23 protein-coding genes are annotated in these 25758 nt (G+C 40.0%); 12 read left to right on the forward strand and 11 right to left on the reverse strand.

What is annotated here, in order from left to right; all coding sequences use genetic code 11:
* Nucleotides 1-14: 14 nt before the first annotated feature.
* From BQ5338_RS11290 to BQ5338_RS11310, 5 genes are all read right to left on the reverse strand, one after another.
* Complete coding sequence (locus BQ5338_RS11290) at nucleotides 15-563, reverse strand: DNA-3-methyladenine glycosylase I (RefSeq protein WP_071146966.1); 549 nt, start codon at nucleotides 561-563, stop codon at nucleotides 15-17.
* A gap of 449 nt (nucleotides 564-1012) precedes the next feature.
* Nucleotides 1013-2599, reverse strand: coding sequence for a carboxypeptidase-like regulatory domain-containing protein (locus tag BQ5338_RS11295; RefSeq protein ID WP_071146967.1), 1587 nt, complete (start codon nucleotides 2597-2599; stop codon nucleotides 1013-1015).
* A gap of 5 nt (nucleotides 2600-2604) precedes the next feature.
* Complete coding sequence (locus BQ5338_RS11300) at nucleotides 2605-3465, reverse strand: FecR family protein (RefSeq protein WP_071146968.1); 861 nt, start codon at nucleotides 3463-3465, stop codon at nucleotides 2605-2607.
* A complete protein-coding gene (locus tag BQ5338_RS11305) occupies nucleotides 3462-4013 on the reverse strand; it encodes an RNA polymerase sigma-70 factor (protein ID WP_071146969.1) in 552 nt (183 codons plus the stop codon). Before BQ5338_RS11305 ends, BQ5338_RS11300 begins: the two co-directional genes overlap by 4 nt.
* Nucleotides 4014-4090: 77 nt before the next feature.
* Nucleotides 4091-5344 carry a carboxypeptidase-like regulatory domain-containing protein gene (locus tag BQ5338_RS11310; protein WP_071146970.1) on the reverse strand — a complete coding sequence of 418 codons (1254 nt, stop codon included), beginning with the start codon at nucleotides 5342-5344 and terminating at the stop codon, nucleotides 4091-4093.
* A 195-nt stretch (nucleotides 5345-5539) separates the two neighbouring features.
* Here BQ5338_RS11310 and nfo point away from each other — a divergent pair, with 195 nt between their 5' ends.
* Entirely contained in the window at nucleotides 5540-6373 is an 834-nt protein-coding gene (gene nfo, locus BQ5338_RS11315; protein WP_071146971.1) for a deoxyribonuclease IV, read from the forward strand.
* A 15-nt stretch (nucleotides 6374-6388) separates the two neighbouring features.
* Here nfo and BQ5338_RS11320 read toward each other — a convergent pair whose 3' ends face one another.
* Nucleotides 6389-7750, reverse strand: a complete 1362-nt coding sequence (locus BQ5338_RS11320; RefSeq protein WP_071147831.1) for an alanine/glycine:cation symporter family protein — start codon at nucleotides 7748-7750, stop codon at nucleotides 6389-6391.
* Between the two features lie 130 nt (nucleotides 7751-7880).
* Complete coding sequence (dnaK, locus tag BQ5338_RS11325; protein ID WP_071146972.1) at nucleotides 7881-9794, reverse strand: molecular chaperone DnaK; 1914 nt, start codon at nucleotides 9792-9794, stop codon at nucleotides 7881-7883.
* Between the two features lie 445 nt (nucleotides 9795-10239).
* Here dnaK and BQ5338_RS11330 point away from each other — a divergent pair, with 445 nt between their 5' ends.
* From BQ5338_RS11330 to BQ5338_RS11370, 9 genes are all read left to right on the forward strand, one after another.
* Nucleotides 10240-11376, forward strand: a complete 1137-nt coding sequence (locus tag BQ5338_RS11330; RefSeq protein WP_071146973.1) for an ABC transporter substrate-binding protein — start codon at nucleotides 10240-10242, stop codon at nucleotides 11374-11376.
* A gap of 16 nt (nucleotides 11377-11392) precedes the next feature.
* Entirely contained in the window at nucleotides 11393-12382 is a 990-nt protein-coding gene (locus BQ5338_RS11335) for a FecCD family ABC transporter permease (protein WP_071146974.1), read from the forward strand.
* A gap of 41 nt (nucleotides 12383-12423) precedes the next feature.
* Nucleotides 12424-13701 (forward strand): hypothetical protein, encoded by a 1278-nt coding sequence (locus BQ5338_RS11340; protein ID WP_071146975.1) that lies wholly within the window; start codon nucleotides 12424-12426, stop codon nucleotides 13699-13701.
* A 147-nt stretch (nucleotides 13702-13848) separates the two neighbouring features.
* Nucleotides 13849-15042, forward strand: coding sequence for a saccharopine dehydrogenase family protein (locus BQ5338_RS11345; protein ID WP_071146976.1), 1194 nt, complete (start codon nucleotides 13849-13851; stop codon nucleotides 15040-15042).
* Between the two features lie 12 nt (nucleotides 15043-15054).
* A complete protein-coding gene (gene bcp, locus BQ5338_RS11350) occupies nucleotides 15055-15507 on the forward strand; it encodes a thioredoxin-dependent thiol peroxidase (protein ID WP_071146977.1) in 453 nt (150 codons plus the stop codon).
* Nucleotides 15508-15540: 33 nt separating this feature from the next.
* Nucleotides 15541-16575: a recombinase RecA gene (recA, locus tag BQ5338_RS11355; RefSeq protein ID WP_071146978.1), complete on the forward strand. Its 1035-nt coding sequence runs from the start codon at nucleotides 15541-15543 to the stop codon at nucleotides 16573-16575.
* A gap of 233 nt (nucleotides 16576-16808) precedes the next feature.
* Nucleotides 16809-17324, forward strand: a complete 516-nt coding sequence (locus BQ5338_RS11360) for an RNA polymerase sigma factor (RefSeq protein WP_071146979.1) — start codon at nucleotides 16809-16811, stop codon at nucleotides 17322-17324.
* Complete coding sequence (locus BQ5338_RS11365) at nucleotides 17305-17814, forward strand: hypothetical protein (RefSeq protein WP_071146980.1); 510 nt, start codon at nucleotides 17305-17307, stop codon at nucleotides 17812-17814. Before BQ5338_RS11360 ends, BQ5338_RS11365 begins: the two co-directional genes overlap by 20 nt.
* Before the next feature lie 7 nt (nucleotides 17815-17821).
* The gene (locus BQ5338_RS11370; protein ID WP_078063478.1) at nucleotides 17822-18508 is read left to right on the forward strand and encodes a DUF4252 domain-containing protein; all 687 of its coding nucleotides are present in this window, start codon (nucleotides 17822-17824) and stop codon (nucleotides 18506-18508) included.
* Between the two features lie 100 nt (nucleotides 18509-18608).
* Here the strand turns inward: BQ5338_RS11370 and BQ5338_RS11375 are convergent, their stop codons facing one another.
* The 3 genes from BQ5338_RS11375 to BQ5338_RS11385 all read right to left on the reverse strand — a co-directional run bounded on the left by BQ5338_RS11375 (nucleotide 18609) and on the right by BQ5338_RS11385 (nucleotide 21169).
* Nucleotides 18609-19598: a YeiH family protein gene (locus BQ5338_RS11375; protein ID WP_071146982.1), complete on the reverse strand. Its 990-nt coding sequence runs from the start codon at nucleotides 19596-19598 to the stop codon at nucleotides 18609-18611.
* Between the two features lie 77 nt (nucleotides 19599-19675).
* Nucleotides 19676-20572: a LysR family transcriptional regulator gene (locus tag BQ5338_RS11380; protein ID WP_071146983.1), complete on the reverse strand. Its 897-nt coding sequence runs from the start codon at nucleotides 20570-20572 to the stop codon at nucleotides 19676-19678.
* A 15-nt stretch (nucleotides 20573-20587) separates the two neighbouring features.
* Nucleotides 20588-21169: a DUF6621 family protein gene (locus tag BQ5338_RS11385; RefSeq protein ID WP_071146984.1), complete on the reverse strand. Its 582-nt coding sequence runs from the start codon at nucleotides 21167-21169 to the stop codon at nucleotides 20588-20590.
* Nucleotides 21170-21438: 269 nt separating this feature from the next.
* Here BQ5338_RS11385 and clpB point away from each other — a divergent pair, with 269 nt between their 5' ends.
* Nucleotides 21439-24027 carry an ATP-dependent chaperone ClpB gene (gene clpB / locus BQ5338_RS11390; protein WP_071146985.1) on the forward strand — a complete coding sequence of 863 codons (2589 nt, stop codon included), beginning with the start codon at nucleotides 21439-21441 and terminating at the stop codon, nucleotides 24025-24027.
* A 594-nt stretch (nucleotides 24028-24621) separates the two neighbouring features.
* On the opposite strand, the gene BQ5338_RS11395 is transcribed toward clpB, so the two are convergent.
* Nucleotides 24622-24798 (reverse strand): histone H1, encoded by a 177-nt coding sequence (locus BQ5338_RS11395; RefSeq protein ID WP_071146986.1) that lies wholly within the window; start codon nucleotides 24796-24798, stop codon nucleotides 24622-24624.
* 263 nt (nucleotides 24799-25061) lie between these two features.
* Between BQ5338_RS11395 and BQ5338_RS11400 the strand changes: the two genes are divergently transcribed.
* Complete coding sequence (locus BQ5338_RS11400) at nucleotides 25062-25697, forward strand: hypothetical protein (RefSeq protein WP_071146987.1); 636 nt, start codon at nucleotides 25062-25064, stop codon at nucleotides 25695-25697.
* The last annotated feature ends 61 nt before the right edge of the window (nucleotides 25698-25758 follow it).

Below are 25758 nucleotides of genomic sequence, written 5' to 3' on the forward strand. Positions count from 1 at the left end.
TTTCTTTATTTCAATTATTTAAGCAGCCACATCGGTTTAGATTTAAGTATCTCCTGATGCACCGGACAGGAAGAGTCGTGTGCTCCATCTAGATAACCAATGCTCATTAAAAACTCGCCGACAATTTCTCCTCCGGTGAATTTGAATGTCTTCTTGAAGAGTTTCACCCATTCCTCCTTTGTCTTCGGGTGGTTTTGCTCGAGCCATTTTTCAAAGGAGCCATATTCTTTTTGCAAGCCCACTATAGTCTTGGCATTTTCAATGGCTGCATTTATTTTCAATCGGTTTCGAATAATACCGGGATCATTGAGTAAACGTTCTCTCTCTATTTCCGTATATGCCGCAATTCTTTGAATATCAAAATTATCATAAGCACTTCTGAAGGAGATCTCTTTTTTCAATATTGTTTCCCAACTTAAACCTGCTTGATTGATCTCGAGGATTAACCTACCGAACAATTCATTATCATCATGTATCGGAAAGCCGTAATGATTATTGTGGTAGTTCTGATGTAAGGAGCGACTAGGCTCGGACATGGTTGGTATGTAGCTACAGTATGACATAATTATGATCTATTTAGTTCTCTTGCAAAATTAGCTTTTTATTTCCTAGTACAAACAACCTTACATGAAGCTTATTCTTGTCAAGAGATGAATTATGGTTAATTAACCGAGTAAGCAGGCTCCGAAAAGAAAAGGAGCTTTGAGGATAACAAAAAGAGAAAAAGTATTTTCCTTTAGGCATTTCTCCGAAAACAAATAAGCATTTGAGTGAAGAGAAACCGTCTTATGGAGTGAAAGAACCGTGCAGTTGACCCAACTAAACCGTTCTTTCAACTGTTTTCCACCTTGCAATGAGGTCGTTTGAAGCATATGCCCAAGAAAAAAGGGAGAAGTAGCAACTTCTCCCTTTTAGTGTATTATAATTTGAATATACTTTATGATTACGCTTACAAATATACTACATTACAAAACAAAAGTCAAGCGTTTAAGCAATAAAATTCTTGTTTAAGCTATTCTTCATTCGCATCCTCATCCGGCACCGGTGCTGTAGTTACTTCTCCGAGATTATTTATAATCAAATCCTTTAACTCGTCTTCGGGAACAATCACATTGAAGTGTTCCCAAAAGTTAGCGTCATACTCATACTTCGTCTCCGAAAAAACATTTCGGGTAGATAGACGTTCACTGCGAGAAAAGCCTCTTACATTTTCTAAATCAGTCTTGCAAGTAACCATCTCGAACCAAAGATTTAACGAAGTACTAAAGAAGCGATGTTTCCGTTTCACTTTAAATTCAAGATCACCTCGAACATGATTAACGTAGTAAACACCATCGGCTGAGGGTTTATAAGAGACCGTATATGCTGCACGCTTAAGCGTTAGCTTGTAGTCGTGACTCTTCTTCTCTACAAATATGTCCGTCGCCTTTTCCGCATAAATGGGGTTTATCTCAAAGTGAGCTTCTAACAAAGCATAATTCTCTGTATCAATATACAATTGCCCCTTATATAAAGGTTCTGTTATATCCTTGTTTTGCTCGAAAGAAATTATATATATTCGCCTTTTATCTATCTCGCTAATATCAGTATATCGATAGACAAAAGTCGATTCGCCAGTTTTAGGTGTCAGGAAATCAGGCATTTCCTTAATTATGTCTAATGTTAAACTAGACTTAACGCCCGACTTCATCTTCGTAAAAATAGTGTCGCTCTCTTGCTTCTTAAACACGCGCCGCATCTTGATCAGTTTTACCTGGTCCATTGTAGAGATCTTCCTATAAGCGTTTTTATAAACCTTCAGTACAGCCTCGGTCAGGTCTATGTTCTTTTTCTTATGTTCTATTACTTCCCGATAGAAAGTGGTCAGATAAACCGGAACAGAGGAATAATTTCGTTCACGCTCGTCTTGCATCTTCTGCAACACGTGCAAAGGATTAACAGCCCGAACAACGACTTCTTGCAAAGATATGACCTTGGGCTCTAACAAGATTTCTGTATATCTGTCAACCAAGGCAGAAGCCTTCACCTCTTCATTTAGATAACCAACATGAGACAACTTTATGGAAGAGTGGCTTAAAGAATCGGGAATCACCAACTTAAACTCGCCATCTTGGTTGGTTATTGAACCAATAGACCCATTACTCATACTAACAGAGACGTAAGGAATCACTTCTTTTGATAAGGCATCGTACACCCTACCCTTGAGAGTAAGGAATTTATCGTGTGGCTTTTCCTTATAGTGAATCACCTCCTTCTGTTCTGCCACCGGCAAACTCAGTAAGATATGACTTCCCAGTAAACTGATTTTGAGGGCATTATTTCCCGTTATCGCATAAATGGCATTCTGTATGGTGTACTCTCCCTTATGTATCTTTACTACCTCGTCATTGTTGATAATCTGGCTATCATACACAAAGAAGTAACCTGACTGTTCGGACACATGTCTCAGCAGTTGATACTTTGTTCCCTTATTCTGGGTAATTCTTATTTTACGGTCCAGCACTCCTCCCCCATCATCGGCTTGTAAAGGTGCCACCAACAGTAAAAGGCACCACAAGACGACGAAACGACAGAATATATAGCCAACCGCCTGTTTCATTTTTGTTATTTTGGCTGAGTGATATAAATAATATTTTGTTGCTGAGATAGTCGTAGGTTCAAAGCCATGCTAATAAGCTCGGCCATAGTATAAGGAGAGTCGTTAGAGAAGGTTACTGTCAATAGTCTGTCTCCCAATTCGGGGGCCACCTTGAGCTGAACCGAATCTGTCGTTTCATTTATTATCCGTATAACATTGGATAATGTTTGATCCTTGAAATGAATATATTTAAGATACCTATTAAATTGATCGAAATCACGAGTCTGCATAGTTTGTAGCTTGTCGGACTGCAGCATGACCGTCTCTCCTGCTCTAACGTGAGTACTCTCCCCATTCTTTTTAGAGGTAACCTCTACCACTCCACTACGCACGGAGAGAGAGAAGGAAGCCTCATCTTTGCTTTTTACATTAAACCGTGTACCTATCACCTTGATGATGGCCGTCTTTGTTTCAATAATAAAAGGGCGTTTCGGATTGCCGCTCACTTCAAAGAAAGCATCACCTTTCAAAAACACTTCCCTCTTATCTTCCGCAAAATGATTCGGATATTCTAGTAACGTTTGCTCACTTAAATAAACAGTTGAACCATCCTCGAACGTAGTGACCAATGTTGGTTTCCCCTTTTCATTGTTCAGCACCAACGTGTCGGCTTTCAGCGAATTGGTATTATACATTACATACACCGAAACTGCACAAATAAGTAAAACTGCAACGCTTGCCGCCCACTTCCATACTACAGGCGTAAGAATCGTCCATTGCCTCGTCGTATTATGGCTTTGTTCCAACAGTCCATCTTCTTCCAGACGCTTATATAAGCTATCCCAAGCCCGACTGGTTACTTTCTCTTTTTCTTCTCTTAAAGTCATAATATATAAGTATATCTTTCTATTTCCTCACGCAATGCCTGATAGGTTTTCGTCATCTCAGCCTCGATTGTCTTAACAGACAAAGACAACTTTTCTGCTATCTCTTTATATTTCAGTCCCTCCAAACGATGCATTCTGAATATCTGCCGACGTCTGTCCGGCAGCTTTCTTAACGTCCGGTTAATGACTTCTTCCAATTCTTTATTCTCCAGTTGCTCCTCCGGAGAAGGTTCTGTTATTACTTCATTCTCAGCTAGAACAGATTGTCGATAGCGCTCACGCACACTAAAATGCTCGCAGTATTGAAGTGATTGATTGCGAACGGCACCATATAAGTAAGACTTCACAGAGCGCAATATTTGCAAGCTACAACGTTCTTTCCACACAGTATAAAACAAGTCCTGAACAATCTCTTCCGCCGCATCTTTCCTACCGGTTATGCCGAACGCATATAGGCAAAGGGGAGAGTAATAGAGCCTAAAGACATCTTCAAATGTCTTTATATCTCCTTCCTTTATCTTTTTCAATACGAATAAATCGTCCAGCATAACCAAATCAGAATTGAGTTGAATCCTTCAAATATATAAAAACTTCTTTAATAAACAGTATGACAAATATGAATTCTTTACTTGTGCTTCTTTAGCTTATTTACTGCCGCTTCTAGAGATACGGTAGGCTCTATGATATTATAGTCTTCCCAGAAATTCTCATCATAGAAACTAGTTACCTTGTCAGATAAAGAGTTCTTCTCGTTAAAGGTTAGTTTATAAGGAATACTGGCCACATCACGTTCCTTTTTATCAGTCACTACCATCTCAGAAACTACGGAATAGTTTGTAGAGAAAAGCTTGCGCTTCCAATCGCACTTAAAGTCAAACTCCGTGCGAATATAATTCAGGTAGCTCCGCCCTTTATCTTCTTTGTAAGTGATCAGATAGGATATTTGTTCCGGTTTAAAGCGTAAGTTATATGGTTTCTTTTTTAAGATAGCTTGAGTTACTTTATTTCTATCATCCATAGAAGTATGCAATTCTGCCCGGGAGAACGTAAGAGTCTTTTGATCTATATACAGTTTACCATAGAACAGCGCGTACGGTAAAGTTACCTGCGGTTCAAAGTTGACTACAAAGTGCGGACGTTCATTGATCATCACCGATCGATCCATACTAAATCGATAATAAGGAAGAGAAGAAAGATCGAGCATCAAGTCACGGTTCTTCACCACATCCAGATAGATGGATAGGTTAGGACCTCCAGCCAGTTTTACTACAAGTGTATCATTCAGTTTGGGGCTAAGCAGTCTGCGCCCTTTGTAAACTTGTATTCTATCTTTGTCAACACTTTGAGTATAAGGGGTCTTATAGATATTTATGATAGCCTCAGAAATATTGATATAGCTGCGTTTCTTCTTTATCGTTTCACGGTAAAAGCCAGTAAGCAGATTTGCGCTTGAGCTATTATTCTGTTCAACTCGAGCAATGGCATCCCTTACTAGTTTTAACGGTTGTGCACCTTCAATAATAACCTCTTGCAGTACTGTAGAATTAGGAGTCAAAAAGATCGTCACATCCTGCATTTCATGATCTTTTATTTCAAGTCTCTGATTGAAATACCCGATATGAGAGATTGCCAATGTCGTAGCATCAATATCATCGGCTATTTTAAGAGAGAAGACGCCGTCAGCATTAGTCACTGTACCTATACCTGTACCGGGAATAGAAACACTGACCTGTTCCAATTTCTTTTTAGTCTGCTTATCTTTAATCACACCATTTATAATGGTAAAGCTTGAACTATCACCGGCCCATACCGGGAATGCACTTCCAAAGACTAATAGCATAAGCAGTAGCCCTGTTGTTTTTAATAATCTCGTTTTCATAATTGTACTGTTTTAAAGATGAATAATCAACCGGTTCACTAATATGATCGTCCAAACAATAAAAACCCTATGAAAAACCCTCATTATTTTCTTCCTATATCCATTTAAGCAATGAAAGGTTAAAACAATTTCGGCAACATAGGCGTTGATAACAATATTCTGAGTAAATTTACAGCAAACAAAAAAGAAGATAGTATGAAATATATCGGAGCACACGTCAGCGCATCTGGAGGAGTAGAGTCTGCTCCGATCAACGCACATGAAATTGGGGCCACTGCTTTCGCCCTTTTCACTAAGAATCAACGCCAATGGGTTAGTAAACCGCTGACAGAGGAGAACATCAACCTTTTTAAAGAAAATTGTGCGAAATATGGCTTTCAGCCCGAATATATTCTACCTCACGATAGCTACCTCATTAATCTGGGACATCCAGAAGAGGAAGGACTGACCAAAAGCCGTGCTGCTTTTCTAGACGAGATGCAACGTTGTGAGCAATTGGGATTGAAGTTACTGAATTTCCATCCGGGCAGCCACCTAAATAAGATAGCTGTCGAAGAATCACTAAATCGCATTGCCGAAAGCATCAATATTGTATTGGAAAAGACTCAGGGTGTTACTGCTGTGATAGAGAACACTGCCGGACAGGGAAGTAATCTGGGAAATGAGTTTTGGCACTTGAAGCATATCATTGACAGAGTAGAAGACAAATCACGCGTAGGTGTTTGCCTCGATACTTGCCACACCTTTACGGCAGGCTACGATTTCTTAACGGATTATGATCAAGTATTTCACGATTTTGAAGAGATCGTTGGATTCAAGTACCTCCGTGGCATCCACTTAAATGACTCTAAAAAAGCTCTTGGTACTCGCGTAGACAGGCACGACAGCATCGGTTATGGCTTTATCGGAAATAAGTTCTTCGAAAAAGTGATGAAAGACCCACGCTTCGACAATATGCCTATCATCTTGGAAACTCCGGACGAAACCTTGTGGACAAAAGAAATTTCTTGGCTGAAAAGCGTAGAATAACCCACACCTACTTATTCACACTTCTTCTGTAGCATCTTCATCCAACTTTCCGGACCATAGGAAACGGCGGGTTTCTTTTACCGCTACTCCGGAAAGCAGGAGAAGTGAAATTAAATTTGGAATAGCCATAAGAGCATTCATACTATCGGCTATGTTCCATACCAACGTTAGGTTCATCACTGACCCAAGGTAAGCAGCAGCAATGTATACGATGCGATAATAGATGATTAAACGTTTTCCTCCTAAATATTCCATCGCTTTCTCTCCGTAATATGACCAACCCAAAATGGTGGAAAAAGCAAAAGTAACAATGCCAACAGAAAGAATAATTGGTCCAAAATAAGGAATCTTTCCAAATGCCATTTTAGTAAGTGCTCCACCTTGCGTATGATCTATCTCGGGATGAGCAATAATACTACTCACCAGCACAAGTCCGGTAAGAGCACAGATAATAACAGTGTCCCAGAAAGTACCCGTAGATGAGACCAACGCTTGCCGCACCGGGTTTCTTGTTCGGGCTGCCGCAGCTACAATAGGAGCAGATCCTAATCCTGATTCATTAGAGAAAAGTCCACGAGCAATGCCATATCGTGCCGCCATCATCACCGTGGTTCCCAAGAATCCTCCACCAGCAGCCTGTGGAGTAAAAGCCGAGTCGAAGATTAACGCAACTGTATCTTTCAGATAAGCAGCATTCATCCAAAGAATGATGATGCAACCCAGCACATAAAATGCCGCCATAAAAGGAACCAATGCCGAACAAACGTTTGAAATTCCTTTTAACCCGAACAACATAACTAAAGCTAAAAGAAGACAAATGATACCTCCCGTGAGATGAGGCGAGATGCCCCAACTTTCATTTAATAGCATTGAGATGGAATTAGCCTGAACAGTATTGCCAATGCCAAAAGCTGCAATAGCAGTAAAGATGCAAAAAAGAACAGCGAGCCACTTCATATTTAATCCACGCTCCAAAGCGTACATTGGCCCGCCGAGCATTTCTCCATTAGCCGTACGAACACGATATTTAATAGCTAAAAGGCCTTCTGCATATTTAGTAGAGATTCCCAATACTCCCGTTATCCAACACCAGAGAACTGCTCCCGGACCCCCAAAAGCAACAGCAGTAGCTACTCCTACAATGTTGCCCGTACCAATCGTAGCTGCCAAAGAGGTAGCTAAAGCACCGAACTGGCTCACATCTCCAGCAGCATTTTTATCTTTGGCAACAGACAAACGGATAGCCGTAAATATTTTTAATTGAGGAACACGTAATCTGATAGTAAGAAACAAATGAGTACCTAAAAGTAAAATAATCATCGGCCATCCCCACAAAGCCGAACTAATCTGCGCGGTTATCTCTTCAAACCATTCCATAAATAGTAGTATTACATTTGTATCGCGAAAGTAAGATAATTGAGTCACATAGCCAAACATAATACGTATTTATGCAAAAAGAGGCTAATCTAATTAAAGATCAGCCTCTTTTTGATACAATACAAAGATGTTATTTCACTTCTTCAAAATCAGCATCTTGAATATTTTCACCTTGCTTGCTATCGCCTTCGTTGGCCTGACTACCGTTCATGTCCGGACCAGCTTGTGCTCCGCCTTGTGCGCCACTCTGAGCATACATCTCGGCACTTGCAGTTTGGAAAGCAGTATTAACCTCTGCCAATGCAGTATCAATAGCAGCAACATCTTGTGCTTTGTGAGCTTCTTTCAACTTAGCCAAAGCAGCTTCAATCGGTGCTTTCTTGTCAGCAGGCAACTTATCTCCCAGTTCTTCCAATTGCTTTTCTGTCTGGAAGATTGTGCTATCAGCCTGATTCAGCTTATCAATCTTTTCACGTTCTTTCTTATCTGCTTCAGCATTAGATTCAGCTTCAGCTTTCATTCTATCTATTTCTTCTTTGCTCAAGCCACTTGAAGCTTCGATACGAATTACTTGTTCTTTGCCGGTCGCTTTATCTTTAGCAGATACTTTCAAGATACCATTCGCATCAATGTCAAACGCAACTTCAATTTGTGGTATACCACGACGAGCCGGTGCAATTCCTGTCAAGTTAAACTGACCAATAGACTTATTCTGAGATGCCATCGGACGTTCGCCTTGCAGCACGTGGATGGTTACTTCTGTCTGGTTATCAGCAGCAGTAGAGAATGTTTCACTCTTCTTGCAAGGAATGGTTGTGTTAGAATCAATCAATTTAGTCATCACACCACCCATGGTTTCAATACCCATTGATAATGGAGTAACATCAAGCAATACCACACCTTTAATTTCATCTGTCAACACAGCACCCTGTACAGCAGCTCCTACAGCCACTACTTCGTCTGGATTCACACCTTTAGAAGGAGCTTTGCCAAAGAAATCTTCCACTAATTTTTGCACAGCAGGTATACGTGAAGAACCACCAACAAGGATTACTTCGTCAATATCAGAGTTGCTCAAGCTAGCATCTTTCATGGCTTTCTTACATGGTTCAAGACAAGCTTGAATCAACTCATGAGCCAATGATTCAAATTTAGCACGGCTCAACGTTTTAACCAAATGCTTTGGCACACCTGCTACCGGCATAATATAAGGTAAGTTGATCTCAGTGCTGGTAGATGAAGATAATTCAATCTTCGCTTTTTCAGCAGCTTCTTTCAAACGTTGCAAAGCCATCGGATCTTGAGTAAGATCAGCACCTTCATCATTCTTAAATTCCTGAACTAACCAGTTAATAACGACTTGGTCAAAATCATCACCACCAAGGTGAGTATCACCATTCGTAGAAAGAACTTCGAAAACACCCCCACCAAATTCAAGAATAGAGATATCGAATGTACCACCACCAAGGTCGAACACAGCAATCTTCATATCTTTGTGAGCCTTATCAAGACCATAAGCCAAAGCAGCAGCAGTTGGTTCGTTAACAATACGTTTCACATCCAATCCGGCGATCTGGCCGGCTTCTTTGGTTGCCTGACGCTGAGAGTCGCTAAAGTAAGCAGGTACTGTAATAACAGCCTCTGTTACTTCCTGACCTAAATAATCTTCAGCAGTCTTCTTCATCTTCTGTAGAATCATGGCCGAGATTTCCTGCGGAGTATAAAGACGTCCGTCGATCTCAACGCGCGGTGTACTGTTCTCGCCTTTTACTACTTTATAAGGTACACGTGCAATCTCTTTCTGCACCTGGTCCCAGTTTTCTCCCATGAAACGTTTGATTGAATATACTGTTCTTTGAGAGTTAGTAATAGCCTGACGCTTAGCAGGATCACCCACTTTACGTTCGCCTCCGTCTATAAATGCTACAATAGAAGGAGTTGTGCGTTTACCTTCACTATTAGATATTACAACCGGTTCATTTCCTTCGAATACAGAAACACAAGAGTTTGTTGTTCCTAAGTCTATACCAATAATTTTTCCCATGACTATTATCTTATTTTAATTGTTATTATTCTATGTCTTACCCGGAGTTTAACCGAACAACTATTAAAAGACAAACCTTGTGCCAAAGCAATAGTAACAAACAAACTCCCGAAAGTGACAGTAGCAAATGCTCTATTTAGTTCTGTCATTGTCAGCACAACTGACAGAAAGTCATGTCCCCTCAACTAACATAGAGTGGCCTTTTACAGCATCCCTGAGGAGCTATTTTAGTCTATGCACAGAACCTTTGATAAACGTGCACGTTTTAGATATGATTCGTGCACGTTTCGTATCTAGAACGTACACGTTCACCAAAAGCTTTAAGCATACCACTATGGGATTGCCTTTGCACTACACAAATGATTGGCAGCATCATTAAACATAAAGTACATTTTTTGAAAATTATCCTGTATATTTGTATGCGTTTATAAACACTTTATTGATTATGGTAAAAAGAATCTTGTGCATATATCTTCCTCTTCTCTTATTATTATCTGGTTGCAAAGGAAAGTCTCCCCAAAAAACTTCAAATATTGATGGCACTCCAGTGCTTCTTTCGCATGCTAGCAGATTTAGTATCGCTCATGCTGCCAACTACACCACCATTACTGTTTACAATCCATGGAAGCAAGGCGAAATATACGATAAATACTACTTGGTGAAAGATGAGAAAGCCAAAGTACCTACAGATGGACATAAAATTAAAATCCCGCTAAACAGTCTGATGACTAATTCGGCTACCCACCTTGGCTTTATAGAACTATTGGGAGAGTTGAATAAAGTGACAGGAGTATGTAGCACGGCATACATCTACAACCCTACTATATTAAAAGGTGTAAAGGAAGGCAAAGTGAAAGATCTAGGAGAGCCATTCAACCTGGATATTGAGAATCTTCTACTACTCCACCCTCAAGCCATTATGACTTCCGCTTACAACGCAGAAGATGAGAACAGCAAGCGAATGCAACAAACAGGCATAACTGTGATATATAACATCGAATGGCAAGAAAAGACACTATTGGGAAGAGCAGAATGGATTAAGTTTGTTGCGGCTTTCTTCGATAAAGAAGCATTAGCCGACAGTATTTATAGCAACATAGAAAAACGATACGAGGAAGTAAAGAAGCTCGCCTCAACAGTGAAAGAGAAACCTTCAATTCTATCAGGGCAAGATTATCGGGGAAGTTGGTCGATGCCTACAGGACTGAGCTATAACGCTCAACTATTTAAAGATGCGGGTGGACAGTATTTTTACGCCAATGACACAACGAGTAGTGGAAGTAGAAGCAGCAATATAGAAGAAGCTTTGATAAACTTTGGCAAAGCTGACATTTGGATAGGATCTGAGGCTTCTTCGCTGGAAGAATTGGGAGAGATAGATGCTAAATATAAATTCTTTAAAGCGTACAAAGAAGGAAGAGTATACAATATCAATAAACGAAAGAATGCTAAAGGAGGAAATGATTATTGGGAAAGTGGCGTAGCTCGTCCCGATCTCCTCTTGAGTGATATGATAAAGATACTTCATCCTGAATTACTGCCTAATTACGAATCGGTATATATGGATAAACTGAAGAAATAAAAGCTGCTCAAAAGCAATGGATAGAAGAATAGTCTTTCTCACAATACTTTTCATTATCGCAATCATGGCAGACATTGCCTTGGGAAGTGTAAGCTTATCTTTAAGCGATATATGGAACACTCTAACGGGCAATAGCAACGATATGATTTATCGCGAAATCATTCTGAACCACAGAATACCCAAGGCTCTGACAGCCATACTTGCAGGGGCTGCCTTATCTGTGGCTGGCGTAATGATGCAAACACTATTTCACAATCCGCTCGCAGGACCCGATGTGCTAGGTGTTACTTCTGGTGCTAGTTTGGGAGTTGCGTTGCTCACACTTAGTGCTTCGGCACTTCCTTTTGGTTTTCTCGCCGGATGGGGACAAGTCACGGCTGCAGTTGCCGGATCAATCGGAGTGTTACTACTCGTCATCATTGTCTCAATAAGAATACCTCAAACAGTATCTTTACTTATCATAGGAATGATGTTCGGCAATTTTGCCGGAGCAATTGTGAGCATCCTTCAAAGTGCGAGCAACCCAGACATGTTAAAGCTCTTCATCACCTGGACGTTCGGAAGCTTATCGTCGGTTAGTTGGGAACAAATGTGGATTATGGCTCCTGTCATCTTAATAGGTATCTCTTTCGCTTTTATCTTGCAAAAGCAGCTCAACGTTCTTCTATTGGGAAAGAATTATGCCATTGGATTAGGGATTTCCGTTATGCGACTACGTTTACTTGTAATCTTCGCCACAGCCTTATTGGCCGGAACCTCCACAGCTTTCACAGGCCCTATTGCCTTTATAGGCATAACCATGCCGCACATTGCACGCGGCATAATGGGCACTTCCAATCACAGAGTGATTCTGCCCACTTCTATACTTTGCGGAGCCTCAACAATGCTCATTTGTGATATTATCTCTCAACTACCCAGCGCACAAGGTACCCTCCCTATCAATGCCATAACAGCATTATTCGGAGCACCTATCATCGTTTGGATAATTATAAAAAACAAAGGATAATTACTTAACCGTTATATTTTCACCTATCAAAACAAGCAATTATGAATCTAAAATCACTATTAATTCTGCTCTTATTAGTCGGTAACCAAACCGCTAAGGCACAAAACGAATATATTGTATCGACCTCTACTAACAAGGCCATCCAAACAACGGAGGAAGAACAATTTGTTAATACCAACTTTGAGCTTTACACGCTATGTAAATGGGTTCCCGAATTAAAATTTATGTTTCTGCCTGAGGATAAAGACAGATTCTTACCCATACTCAAAACTTACGAAGACAAGAAAGATGTAGCAAGTAACATATTGAAACAAAAAATACTTGAATTTGTAGGTACTGAAGAGAGTGAGGAAGAAACATATGCCGGAAAGAGCTATTCTACCCGCTTTGTATTTAGCTGCGAAGGGAATAAATACTACTATGAATTTAAAAATAAAAGACTGGATGAAATATGCAGCAGTAACCCTCGGGCCAGTATCAATGGACTCGTATTTCTTAAAGACGTGGATAAAGCCAAAGAATTGCTGACCGGAAAAACATTATATACCAAAACAACTTCTGTCCGTGTAGACGATACAAATACCTATAAAGGATATAGTGATGTAAACATCCCCTTCAACACAAAAGTAACAATTAAAGCTGTAGGTGTCGGAAATAAACAATATCCGGTAAAACTTATCTTCGAAGACGAAAAAGGACATTCTTACTATACTGAAGTGGCCTTTTCAAGAACCAATTCAGGTATGGATAAGTCCGATTTTCAAGCTGACAAGAAAGTTAAATATTTCCCTAATGCATTTAGCTTTGTTGATCAAAACGAAAAAGCTTTGGATGATATTAAATCCAAATACATAAACCTACCGGTTTATCCGAAGAAGAACATTGAAGCGGAGGTTAGAACAGGTTCACAAGATCAGCCTATTACCACAAGAATACGCTTGGCTCGCTATACTCAATTGACCGTTAAAGACATAAAATTAAAGAGTGGAAAAACATTCGTTACTCTCATGCTGGAAGATGCAAATGGGAATATTTATCTAACAGATGTAGACTTAAAGTACGACTATATTATCAAAAACGAAAATTACATTGAGGACTTATTCGCATTCGACAATATCAGAAGCAAATATCCACAGATCACCGAAGAGCACTGGACATTAATAGCTTATGGAGAAGTAAAGCCCGGAATGAATACAGACGAATGTAGGTTAGCATTGGGAGAACCAAGTCAAATAATAGTCAAAAAAGACTCTAAGTTTGAAACATGGTTATATAATGGCTACGTACTCGAATTTGAAAGTGGCATATTAATAAGATAATGGAGAATGAATAAAGATAGATGATATATAATATCGGTTCCGATTTATTTTTTATCTTTGCTCAGTAAACATTGAAGTGCCACGTTCAAAGTCGTTTGGCATATATTCAATTAATAAACAAATGATTTAAAAGTTCAGAAATAAGAAATGGGTAGAGTTCTAATTATTGGTGCAGGCGGTGTAGGAACCGTTGTTGCACACAAAGTGGCACAGAATGCCGATACATTTACAGATATAATGCTTGCCAGCCGCACAAAATCAAAGTGCGATGCTATTGTAAAAGCCATTGGTAATCCAACAATAAAAACAGCACAAGTTGATGCGGACAATGTAGATGAACTTGTTGCATTATTCAATGACTTCAAACCTGAATTGGTTATCAATGTAGCTCTCCCTTATCAAGACCTTACCATTATGGAAGCTTGCCTCAAAGCCGGAGTAAACTACCTTGATACGGCTAACTACGAACCAAAAGACGAAGCTCACTTTGAATACAGTTGGCAATGGGCTTATCACGAACGCTTCAAAGAGGCAGGATTAACAGCCATACTCGGTTGTGGATTCGATCCGGGAGTGAGTGGAATATACACGGCTTATGCTGCCAAACATTATTTTGACGAAATACATTATCTGGATATTGTAGATTGCAATGCTGGTGATCACCACAAAGCATTTGCCACGAACTTTAATCCGGAAATCAATATCCGCGAGATTACTCAGAAAGGCCGCTACTTTGAAAACGGTAAATGGATAGAAACAGGTTCATTGGAGTTGCACCAACCGATCACTTATCCAAATGTCGGCCCCAAAGAGTCTTACTTGCTTTATCATGAAGAATTAGAATCTTTAGTAAAGCACTTCCCGACTATTAAGCGAGCAAGATTCTGGATGACTTTTGGACAAGAATATCTTACTCACTTACGTGTTATCCAAAACATTGGCATGGCTCGCATTGATGAAATAGATTATAACGGACAGAAGATTGTTCCTATCCAATTCTTAAAAGCAGTACTGCCCAACCCGCAAGATTTGGGTGAGAACTACACTGGAGAAACATCAATCGGTTGTCGCATCCGTGGTATCAAAGATGGTAAAGAATGTACTTACTATGTATACAACAATTGTAGTCACGAAGCGGCCTATAAAGAAACAGGTATGCAGGGAGTGAGCTACACCACAGGCGTTCCAGCTATGATCGGTGCTTTGATGTTCTTTAAAGGTTTGTGGAAAAACCCGGGAGTAAACAACGTAGAGGAGTTTAATCCTGACCCTTTCATGGAACAATTGAACAAGCAAGGTTTGCCTTGGCACGAAGTGTTCAACAAAGATTTGGAACTTTAAAAAGAAGAACAAATGAATGTAGGAGATAAAGCCCCGGAAGTTTTGGGCATCAACGAAAAAGGAGAAGAAATACGTCTGGCTAATTACAAAGGAAAAAAGTTAGTGATTTATTTTTATCCCAAAGACAATACTTCAGGATGCACCACTCAAGCATGCAACCTCAGAGATAACTATTCAGAGCTACGAAAAGCTGGATATGAAGTTCTCGGCGTAAGCGTGGATGATGAAAAGTCTCACCAGAAGTTTATTGATAAAAACAACCTGCCTTTTACGCTCATTGCAGATACGAACAAAGAACTAGTAGAACAGTTTGGCGTATGGGCTGAGAAGAAAATGTATGGCCGCTCATATATGGGAACTCTACGTACGACCTTTATTATTAATGAGGAAGGAATCGTAGAACGGATTATAAGCTCTAAAGAGGTTAAAACCAAAGAGCATGCAGAGCAGATTATAAACCAGTAATGGGACAATCCCACGACTATTTTAAAAAATATTATGGCCAAGAAAGACGAACTAAATTTTGAAACAGAAAACAATAAAATGGCATCAAGCGAAAAATTAAAGGCCTTACAGGCAGCTATGGACAAGATAGAAAAGAACTTCGGTAAAGGTTCTATCATGAAAATGGGCGATAATGTAGTGGAACAAGTTGAAGTAATTCCTTCTGGATCAATCGCTCTGAATGCCGCACTAGGCGTAGGTGGTTATCCCCGAGGAAGAATAATTGAAATCTACGGACCGGAATCATCTGGTAAAACGACATTGGCCATTCATGCCATTGCGGAAGCACAAAAGGCTGGAGGCATCGCTGCGTTTATCGACGCAGAACATGCTTTCGATCGCTTCTACGCAGCCAAACTAGGCGTTGATGTAGATAATCTTTGGATCTCGCAACCTGACAATGGTGAACAAGCACTTGAAATAGCGGAGCAATTGATTCGTTCATCAGCTATTGACATTATTGTCATTGACTCTGTTGCTGCTCTTACTCCAAAAGCTGAAATTGAAGGTGATATGGGAGAAAACAAAATGGGACTACAAGCCCGCCTCATGTCTCAAGCCCTCAGAAAGTTAACAGGTACTGTTAGTAAAACACGCACGACTTGTATCTTTATCAATCAGTTACGCGAAAAGATCGGTGTTATGTTTGGGAGTCCTGAAACAACGACTGGCGGTAACGCATTAAAATTCTATGCATCAGTACGCTTAGATATCCGCCGTGCTTCACAATTGAAAGACGGTGATGAGGTGATCGGTAATCAAGTACGTGTAAAAGTAGTAAAGAACAAGATGGCCCCTCCTTTCCGTAAAGCAGAATTCGATATTATGTTTGGTGGAGGTATCTCTCGCTCAGGGGAAATTGTTGACCTAGGCGCAGATTTGGGGCTTGTTAAGAAAAGTGGTTCTTGGTACAGTTATAACGATACCAAACTAGGCCAAGGACGTGATGCTGCCAAACAATGCATGGCAGATAATCCTGAATTGGCAGAAGAAATAGAAGGTCTTATTGCGGAAAAGCTTAAGAAGTAATATTCTATATCAATATATTTAAGCGTTCTGTTCTGAGGCATTTATCGATTAGCAGCTAAAAGCAAAACGCTTTATTCTTCAAAGACGAAACTTTATTTTTCGGAATACAATAGTGCTAAACCATTATCCGAGAAAATAAAGTTTCGTCTTTTTATATTTCTCAGAGTTTACTTGTAACAAGATTCACCCCACTCACGTCTACAAAGAAGATATGAACAAAGACATGAAAGTCTATGGACGCTGAAACTTTTAAGAGAGAATATTTACCTTTTCATCGCAAGCTCTACTTTATAGCCTATCAGCTATTAGAGAATGAACCTGATGCCGAAGATTTGGTACAAGAAGCTTATCTGAAGCTATGGGATAAAAGAGATGGATTAGTTGCCATCAACAATCCGGAAGCTTTCAGCGTCACACTCGTGAAGAATATGTGCTTTGACATTTTGCGCTCGGGTAAATATGTGCTCAGCAAACAAGCAGTAGAGCTAACTATGTTGGCGGATACGACAGAGACAGACAACTTAGAAGCAAAGGACGAAGTCAGACAAGTGAGACAGCTCATTAGTTGTTTACCGGAGCAACAGCAGAAAATCATTACGCTGAAAGATGTTAGGGGATGCTCTTATGAAGAGATAGAGCGGCTAACCGGATTAAGCAGCATCAATATAAGAGTATTGCTATCCAGAGCCAGAAAGAAGATACGTGAACAATTCAATAAACTGAACAATTATGAGAGTGGAAGAAATTGAGAAATTACTGGTATTGTTTTATGAAAGCAAGACCACTGATAGCCAAGAAGATACACTAAAGGAGTATTTTGAGACACAAGATGTGCCGGCACATTTATTAGCAGACAAACTGTTATTCAAGGGATTGTGCACATCTTCCAAACCAAAACAACCCCATGGGCTGGAAGAGAGACTCGCAAGATTGATTGATGCGAAAGCGGAAGAAGAAAAGAGGTTCTTCATCAAGAACAAATCAAAGATGAACTGGATACGGATTGGCGGTATAGCAGCTAGTTTACTCTTTCTTACATTCATTGGTTATGAAATAACAAGTTACCGTACGGATGATGTACCCAAAGATACGTTTAATAATCCACGAGACGCCTATGTAGCAACAAAAGCAGCATTGACAGAGATATCAGCCAATATGAATACGGGCTTAAACCAATTGAACGAAAATAAAAAAGAGGTGTACAAAGTTAATCAGGAAATACAAAAAGAAATCCAATAAATAGAAGATGATGAGAAAGATAATTTTTATGGTGATGCTAGTCATCGCAGCTCTTAGCATGGATGCTAAAGCTCAGAACAGTCTCTTTAATAAATATGATGAAATGCCCAACGTGACATCTGTTTATATCTCAAAAGCTATGCTGGGGATGAATCCTAAAGTGATAAATGAAGATTTTGTCATCAGCAAAGTCGCTAGTAAGCTAGATGCGATCTACGTTATCTCTACTTTCGACTCAAAGATAAAGAAGGAGATGAAAGAGGACATTAGTGCCTTTGTAAAAAAGGGGAATTACGAATTGCTCATGAAGCAAAAAGGAGTGGCTTCGTCATCGGCTTTTTATATCAAAAAAAGAGGAGATAAAGTCACGGAACTAATTATGATAACCGAAGGAGCCAAGCAAGGATACACCCATTTAGTGGGGGAAATGTCATTCGATGATATTCAACGCATCACGCTTATCAACGGACATAGCTATAACTTCTCCCCTTCCATTGGCAATAACATAGACATACATCTATCGGATATAGACTTTCAGAAAGCATTCAAAGATAAACAGTTTGATTTGAAAGGACTCAATAAATTGAAAGATTTCAAAGTCTTTGGGAACTTAGAGAATCTCAAGGATCTAGAAATGTTGGATAGTTTAGATATATCTTTTGATAATCTTGAGCAATACGGGATCACAAATTAAGAATAAGCAATATATCTGTAAAGCCCCGCACTTGTGTCACAAGCCTTTTGAGAAAAGGGATTCGACACAAATGCGGGGCTTTATCTTTTAGGAGTCTCGACTAGAACCAATAAATGGAAGCCAACGTGCTAAGGCTGATAACGAGCCAAAGTAAAACAGCCTGAATAAGAGGTTTGATACCCACAGACTTCAGTACGTCTCTCGACAAAGAAGCACCAATAAAGAATAGGGTTATAGTAAGTCCTTTCCGTGCAAAACGATTAATTGCATCTCCTACCTGAGGAACATCATTGAGTAAATAGGTGTTTGCCACCATGGCAAGTAAGAAAAAGAAGATGAACCATGGAATATTGATTTTTTGTCCCTTACTTTTAAAGATAAATGAAGTAACAAAAGCCAAAGGTATAATCCACAGAGCACGTGTGAGCTTAATCGTTGTAGCAACTTTCAGCGCTTCCTCTCCATAAGCGGCACCTGCACCCACCACAGAACTGGTATCGTGAATGGCGATGGCTGCCCACGTTCCGAAATCATGCTGACTCATGCCAAGCCAATGACCAATGACGGGAAAGATAAAAAGAGCAATCGCGTTGAGGATAAAGATAGTGCCGAGCGCTACGGACATTTCACTATCTTTGGCCCGAAGTACCGGTCCTATGGCGGCAATAGCACTTCCCCCGCAAATAGCTGTACCGGAACTTATCAGATAGGAAGTGTCTCTATCTACTTTCAGTAGCTTACGGCCAATGAACCAGCCGAGTAGCATTGTACCCACCACAGAAATAACGGTAAACGCCATCCCATCCTTACCTGAAGCAAGCGAGGCTTGAAGATTCATACCAAAGCCCAGCCCCACAACGGAATATTGCAATAAATATTTGGAAACTTTCTTGTTGAACTTAGGATGTGCCTGCCCGCATGTCAAAGCGAAAGCCAAGCCAAGGAACAAAGCTACCGGAGGAGTGACCCATGAAGAATAGGCCGACAAAGCAGGAATATAATCTAAGAGAAGAAAGAAAGCTAAAACGACAAGCAGTGACACGTAGATCGTTTTATTGTTCGCCTTTAGCGATTGAAAGAATGCACCCATAATTTATTATTTAATTTCTTTATGGCTGCAAAGGTAGGAAGGTTGCCGCATTAAAGCTAATCGTTTCTACTTATGCACTATAACTGATTGTTATGATGCATGGCGAATTGCATAAATACTTGCGAGAGTCCACTCTCCTGCCCTTGCAGTTGAGCAAAGCTAAATGTTCGCAGCAAAGGCATTTCTTTTATCTCTACCACCCTAAACAAACCGGAAAAGAGCTCACGCCTGACAGAACGAATGGAGACAATTCCCATGCAATCAGAATTGGCCAAGAAAAGTTTGATGCTTTCCGTACTGCCCAAGTATAACAAAACGTTAAGTGACGAGAGTTTCAGATCGTGTTGCAACAACGCTTTTTCGAATACATCTAATGTTCCCGATCCTCTTTCACGAAGTACCAACGGAATACGCTGCAAATCTTCGGGAAGGATTTCATCACCAAGAGTCAGTTTACTGCCTGGGTGCACAATAGCTACTAGCTCATCTTCCAAAAAGTCGGTATACTTCAAGTTGGGCAAACGAACAATACCTTCTACTAACCCCAAATCGATGCGGTGCTCCTGCAAAGCCGTTTCTATTTCTCGGGAATTACCACTCATCAAAGACAAGTTTACTTGCGGAAACTTCTCAATAAAACTCGCCAGCAGAGGAGGAAGCACATACTGAGCAATCGTAGTGCTTGCACCAAGCTTTAATTCTCCGGTATAGGCATTATGCAGCAAATGCATCTCATATTCCAACTGCTTATAATGGTCTAAAATACGTTCGCTATGCTCCAACAGAAGTTGTCCCGCAGCAGTCAGGGATATCTTATTACCCTGTCTCTCGAACAAACGGGTTTGGTAAGTCGTTTCCAGCTCCTGAATGTGCTTGGTAATAGCCGGCTGGCTAACGAAAAGTTCCTGCGAAGCCTTAGTGAAGCTAAGATTCTTTGCCACACTAAGAAATACTTTAAGACGAAAATCGGACATAAAGAGTCTTATTTATTAGGATAACTCGTCGCCTTTGATGCCTAAAGACTGCATCAATGGATAAGCCAAAACTTCCCATTGATAGTGAGGTTCTTTCTTGGGTTCATCCATACAGAACAAAATAATTTCCTTCTCGGTAACTTTATTCATTGCCAAATGTAGTCTGTCTCCGTATTCTTCATTAAAAGAAACGATAATCATCTTTTTTACATCAGTAGAGTCGGCTACAATATCAAATAAATCAAAATAAAGATCTTCTCGTGAAACCATCTCCGCAGACGGAACGCTGGCAAAAGAAAATTCACCTAATGGATTAGAAAAAGCCACCCCGTTCAATTCTTCCTTCAAATCAGATGGATGACAGTGTAGTAGTTTAGACGATCGATCATCATAGACCCAAAGCACTTGTATCTGGTTTTCTCCCTCAGACATAGAGGCATCCAAAGCCAAATAAGTTATCAGGTGCGACAAATCAATCTCTTGTAACGAACGCCCAAGCATGCGCTCAAAGTTCTTCTTCAAGTCTGCTATAACGAAATTCATATATGCCGCATCAATCAGCATTACTGTCTCAGCTAGTTTTATCTTCTCTTCCATAATCTTTTTTCTATTTTAGAGCGATAAAGATACAAAAATCATTTCACCTGCACACATTCACCTCCCTTTTCCACTAAAAAGAGCTAACCGAAGACGGATAAATAGCCTTGAAACTCTTACGAGAAATGATGAAATCGTCTGGTTATCTGACTTTTTGTCAATCGAAGAGGACCCATTACCTGAAAATTAGTCAGTTTACCTTCATTGGCAAATCTTTTGCGCCTTAGTTATTGTTATTTTATTAGCAAGAAGAAAGGAGAACAAACTATATGAATTTTAACAATTTTACAATTAAATCTCAAGAAGCCGTACAAGAAGCGGTGAACTTGACCCAAAGTCGGGGACAACAATCCATTGAGACGGTGCACGTGCTTCATGCTGTGATGAAAGTGGGAGAAAACATCTCAAACTTCATTTTTCAAAAGTTGGGCATTAACAGCCAACAGATCTCTCTTGTGCTTGATAAGCAAATAGATTCTCTGCCCAAAGTATCGGGAGGAGAACCTTATCTGGGACGGGAAGCGAACGAGGTACTTCAAAAAGCAACTCAGTACTCTAAAGAGATGGGTGATGAATTTGTTTCTTTGGAGCATTTGTTACTTGCCCTACTAACGGTAAAGAGCGTTGCATCTACTATATTAAAAGATGCAGGCATGACGGAAAAAGAACTTCGTTCTGCTATCGCCGAACTTCGTAAAGGAGAAAAGGTTACGTCACAATCGAGCGAAGATACCTATCAGAGTTTGGAGAAATATGCCATCAATCTGAATGAAGCCGCCCGTAGTGGAAAGCTAGACCCCGTGATTGGACGTGATGAGGAGATACGTCGTGTACTCCAGATACTAAGTCGGCGTACAAAAAACAATCCTATATTAATAGGTGAACCGGGAACCGGAAAGACGGCTATTGTGGAAGGATTAGCACATCGTATATTGAGAGGTGACGTGCCCGAGAATCTAAAGAACAAGCAAGTCTATTCCCTCGACATGGGCGCACTTGTGGCAGGAGCTAAGTATAAAGGTGAATTTGAAGAACGTTTGAAGTCGGTTATCAACGAAGTGATTAAGTCGGACGGAAACATTATTCTGTTTATTGACGAGATTCATACGCTGGTAGGTGCGGGTAAAGGTGAGGGTGCCATGGATGCCGCTAATATATTAAAACCGGCCCTCGCCCGTGGTGAATTACGTTCCATTGGTGCTACAACACTGGATGAGTATCAAAAGTATTTTGAAAAAGATAAAGCTTTAGAGCGTCGTTTCCAGATTGTACTAGTAAACGAACCGGATACATTGAGTACCATTTCAATTTTGCGTGGATTGAAAGAGCGTTATGAAAATCACCACAAGGTGCGTATTACCGATGATGCCATCATCGCTGCTGTGGAACTGAGTAGCAGATATATCACTGACCGTTTCTTACCGGATAAGGCTATCGACTTGATGGATGAAGCCGCTGCTAAGTTGCGCATGGAAGTAGATTCTGTTCCGGAAGAGTTAGATGAGATTTCGCGTAAAATCAAACAATTAGAGATTGAACGAGAAGCCATCAAACGGGAAAAAAATGAGTCCAAACTCAAGGTGTTAAACAAGGACATTGCTGAATTAAAGGAGCAAGAAAGTTCTTTCAAAGCAAAATGGCAAAGCGAAAAGACACTGGTCAACAAGATTCAGCAAAACAAAATAGCGATTGAGAACCTGAAATTCGAGGCTGATAAAGCAGAACGAGAAGGTGATTATGGTAAAGTTGCCGAGATTCGCTATGGAAAACTTCAAGCGCTGGACAAGGAAATTGAGGATACTCATCGAAAACTGCAAGAGATGCAGGGGGACAGTGCGATGATTAAGGAAGAAGTAGATGCTGAGGATATTGCCGACGTGGTATCTCGTTGGACGGGTATACCTGTAAACAAGATGTTACAAAGCGAAAAGGATAAACTCTTAACACTTGAGGATGAACTGCATCAACGGGTTATCGGACAAGATGAAGCCATCGAAGCCGTAGCAGATGCCGTACGTCGAAGTCGTGCCGGACTGCAAGATCCCAAACGCCCCATCGGTTCGTTCATCTTCCTAGGCACAACCGGTGTAGGTAAAACAGAGTTGGCGAAAGCACTCGCTGAGTTCTTGTTCGACGACGAAACAATGATGACTCGTATTGATATGAGTGAGTATCAAGAAAAGCACAGCGTTTCTCGCTTGGTCGGAGCGCCTCCGGGATACGTAGGCTACGATGAAGGTGGACAACTAACAGAAGCTATTCGCCGGAAGCCTTATTCAGTAGTGCTTTTCGATGAAATAGAGAAAGCGCATCCGGATGTGTTCAACATCTTGCTACAAGTACTAGATGATGGGCGTCTGACGGATAACAAAGGACGCATGGTAAACTTCAAGAATACCATTATCATCATGACTTCTAACATGGGTAGTGCTTATATTCAGAGCCAGATGGAGAGACTCAATGATGCTAACAAAGATGTAGTTATCGAAGAAACGAAGAAAGAAGTTATGGATATGCTCAAGAAAGCAATTCGTCCCGAATTCTTAAATCGAATTGACGAAACAATTATGTTCTTGCCGCTTACGGAAAAAGAGATCAAACAGATTGTGCTGCTTCAAATCATCGGAGTACAAAAGATGCTTGCTTCGAATGGAGTAACATTGCAATTGACTGATGACGCAGTAGCGTTTATAGCCAAAGCCGGTTATGATCCTGAGTTCGGAGCACGTCCGGTGAAAAGAGCGATACAACGTTACTTACTCAATGATTTATCTAAAAAACTATTGGCACAAGAGGTCGATCGAAGCAAACCGATTGTAGTCGATTCGTTTGGTGAAAAGTTAGTTTTCAGAAACTAATCATACCTTCTAAAATTAAAAGTGAGTCACTGACTAAAAAAGGTGGCTCACTTTTCTTTTTTAGTACAAATGAGTGCTTTCTAACAGACTATACTAGATCAGCGTGGTGAAGTAGTTAATTAAGCGTGGTGAATTAACTACTTCACCGCGCTGATCTAGTTAATTCACCAAACCCCCTCCACAAAGCTTCTGAATCGGTTTCATAAAACTCAACAAAGAGACTTTCGTAAGCTCGTTTTTGTCAAGAGACGAATTACATATAATTAACGGAGGAAGCGCGTTCCAAAGACAAAAAGGAGTTATCGAGGTAACACATAGAAGAAATCTATTTTTCATTAGGAGTTATTCCGAAGACAAGTAGGCAAATGGGTAAAGAGAAACCGGGAGATTGCCCAACTGAACCGTTCTTTTACCCGCTTTCAGTATCCTTTGAGTAGTTAAGTAGCCTGTGCTAGAAAAAAATAGGGGAAGCAAGAGCTTCTCCTATTTACCGTAGTTTAATCTTAAACTACTTTATGACTACACTAACAAAAGTAATACATTTACTTACCAAAGTCAAGTGTTTGAGGAAGAAAAACGTCTACTGCAAGATTATTATTTCTTTGAATCTTCCAAAGATGCTTTTCTAAATTCTTTCGTCAGTTTTTCAATTTCCAATGACGCTTTACGAGCACGTGTTCCAGCAGCTTTATTTCCGTTTTCAACTTGTGCATTAGCGTCTTTAGTAAATTCAGCAACCAACAGACTCAGTTTTTCTACTACTTCTTTCATAATCCTTTTACGTTTTAGTTAATAATGAGCGGCAAAAGTACATTCTTTCCCGAAATAAACGTATAGAAATAATTTATTTTTTGAAATATTCAGCTAAAATACCCCTAGTGGCCGTACAAATCAATTTTTTGCCTACATTTGTCAAGCTGAAATAGCTTACCAATGCAGATTGCATGGAGGTTATAATCACATAAATGATTTTTGTTTTGTACATTTGCAAACGCTATGCATTTTAATAATATAAATCATATAACTCTCGAAAAATGAGCTTATTTTCAAAATTGTTAAAGAAAGAAGCCGGCGCCAATGATAAGGTAGTAGGCAATGTAGAAGATTTTGTGTCTCTGACACGGGTCTATTTTCAGGCGGTAATAGCAGTGAATCTAGGTATTACCAACATAAACTTTGTACCTGATGTAGCCAGTTTCAAACGTATGTTCAAGATCAGTACTCAAGGAGGGAAACTTGGATTGGCCGAAAAGTCACGTGCACGCAAAATGTTGATGCAAGATTATGGCCTTAGCGAAGATTTCTTTAAAGAAATAAATGCATCTATAAAGAAGAACTGCAAAACACAAAATGATGTGCAATCTTATCTTTTTATGTATCAAGGATTCTCTAATGATTTGATGATGCTAATGGGTAACCTCATGCAATGGAAGTTTCGTGTGCCATCTATCTTCAAGAAATTGCTACGTAGCATGACCGAAAAGACAATACATGATGTATGCACAAAGAAGGTATGGAAAGCGGACGAAGTTCACAAAACAGCAACCGCTGTGCGCCAATATAAAGAACGTTTAGGATACTCGGAAAAGTGGATGACAGAATACGTATACAATATCGTACTGCTAGCTAAGAAAGAGCCAAAGAATAAAAAAGAGGATACAAAATCCTAATAGTCACACATTCTTAACCCTTTTATATCATAAAGTCAATCTAAAGGGAGAAAATGTTAAT

It is taken from the genome of Bacteroides ihuae, from assembly GCF_900104585.1.
Classification (GTDB): Bacteria; Bacteroidota; Bacteroidia; order Bacteroidales; family Bacteroidaceae; genus Bacteroides; species Bacteroides ihuae.

What these genes read in the sequence shown, in the direction of transcription:
- BQ5338_RS11320 (WP_071147831.1), bottom strand. Translation starts at nt 7,750, where the DNA reads ATGGAATGGTTTGAAGAGATAACCGCGCAGATTAGTTCGGCTTTGTGG.
- BQ5338_RS11295 (WP_071146967.1), bottom strand. Translation starts at nt 2,599, where the DNA reads ATGAAACAGGCGGTTGGCTATATATTCTGTCGTTTCGTCGTCTTGTGG.
- BQ5338_RS11305 (WP_071146969.1), bottom strand. Translation starts at nt 4,013, where the DNA reads ATGCTGGACGATTTATTCGTATTGAAAAAGATAAAGGAAGGAGATATA.
- bcp (WP_071146977.1), top strand. Translation starts at nt 15,055, where the DNA reads ATGAATGTAGGAGATAAAGCCCCGGAAGTTTTGGGCATCAACGAAAAA.
- BQ5338_RS11360 (WP_071146979.1), top strand. Translation starts at nt 16,809, where the DNA reads ATGGACGCTGAAACTTTTAAGAGAGAATATTTACCTTTTCATCGCAAG.
- BQ5338_RS11365 (WP_071146980.1), top strand. Translation starts at nt 17,305, where the DNA reads ATGAGAGTGGAAGAAATTGAGAAATTACTGGTATTGTTTTATGAAAGC.
- BQ5338_RS11345 (WP_071146976.1), top strand. Translation starts at nt 13,849, where the DNA reads ATGGGTAGAGTTCTAATTATTGGTGCAGGCGGTGTAGGAACCGTTGTT.
- BQ5338_RS11330 (WP_071146973.1), top strand. Translation starts at nt 10,240, where the DNA reads ATGGTAAAAAGAATCTTGTGCATATATCTTCCTCTTCTCTTATTATTA.
- BQ5338_RS11395 (WP_071146986.1), bottom strand. Translation starts at nt 24,798, where the DNA reads ATGAAAGAAGTAGTAGAAAAACTGAGTCTGTTGGTTGCTGAATTTACT.
- clpB (WP_071146985.1), top strand. Translation starts at nt 21,439, where the DNA reads ATGAATTTTAACAATTTTACAATTAAATCTCAAGAAGCCGTACAAGAA.
- BQ5338_RS11290 (WP_071146966.1), bottom strand. Translation starts at nt 563, where the DNA reads ATGTCATACTGTAGCTACATACCAACCATGTCCGAGCCTAGTCGCTCC.
- BQ5338_RS11375 (WP_071146982.1), bottom strand. Translation starts at nt 19,598, where the DNA reads ATGGGTGCATTCTTTCAATCGCTAAAGGCGAACAATAAAACGATCTAC.
- BQ5338_RS11335 (WP_071146974.1), top strand. Translation starts at nt 11,393, where the DNA reads ATGGATAGAAGAATAGTCTTTCTCACAATACTTTTCATTATCGCAATC.
- BQ5338_RS11340 (WP_071146975.1), top strand. Translation starts at nt 12,424, where the DNA reads ATGAATCTAAAATCACTATTAATTCTGCTCTTATTAGTCGGTAACCAA.
- nfo (WP_071146971.1), top strand. Translation starts at nt 5,540, where the DNA reads ATGAAATATATCGGAGCACACGTCAGCGCATCTGGAGGAGTAGAGTCT.
- BQ5338_RS11310 (WP_071146970.1), bottom strand. Translation starts at nt 5,344, where the DNA reads ATGAAAACGAGATTATTAAAAACAACAGGGCTACTGCTTATGCTATTA.
- recA (WP_071146978.1), top strand. Translation starts at nt 15,541, where the DNA reads ATGGCCAAGAAAGACGAACTAAATTTTGAAACAGAAAACAATAAAATG.
- BQ5338_RS11385 (WP_071146984.1), bottom strand. Translation starts at nt 21,169, where the DNA reads ATGGAAGAGAAGATAAAACTAGCTGAGACAGTAATGCTGATTGATGCG.
- BQ5338_RS11300 (WP_071146968.1), bottom strand. Translation starts at nt 3,465, where the DNA reads ATGACTTTAAGAGAAGAAAAAGAGAAAGTAACCAGTCGGGCTTGGGAT.
- dnaK (WP_071146972.1), bottom strand. Translation starts at nt 9,794, where the DNA reads ATGGGAAAAATTATTGGTATAGACTTAGGAACAACAAACTCTTGTGTT.
- BQ5338_RS11370 (WP_078063478.1), top strand. Translation starts at nt 17,822, where the DNA reads ATGATGAGAAAGATAATTTTTATGGTGATGCTAGTCATCGCAGCTCTT.
- BQ5338_RS11400 (WP_071146987.1), top strand. Translation starts at nt 25,062, where the DNA reads ATGAGCTTATTTTCAAAATTGTTAAAGAAAGAAGCCGGCGCCAATGAT.
- BQ5338_RS11380 (WP_071146983.1), bottom strand. Translation starts at nt 20,572, where the DNA reads ATGTCCGATTTTCGTCTTAAAGTATTTCTTAGTGTGGCAAAGAATCTT.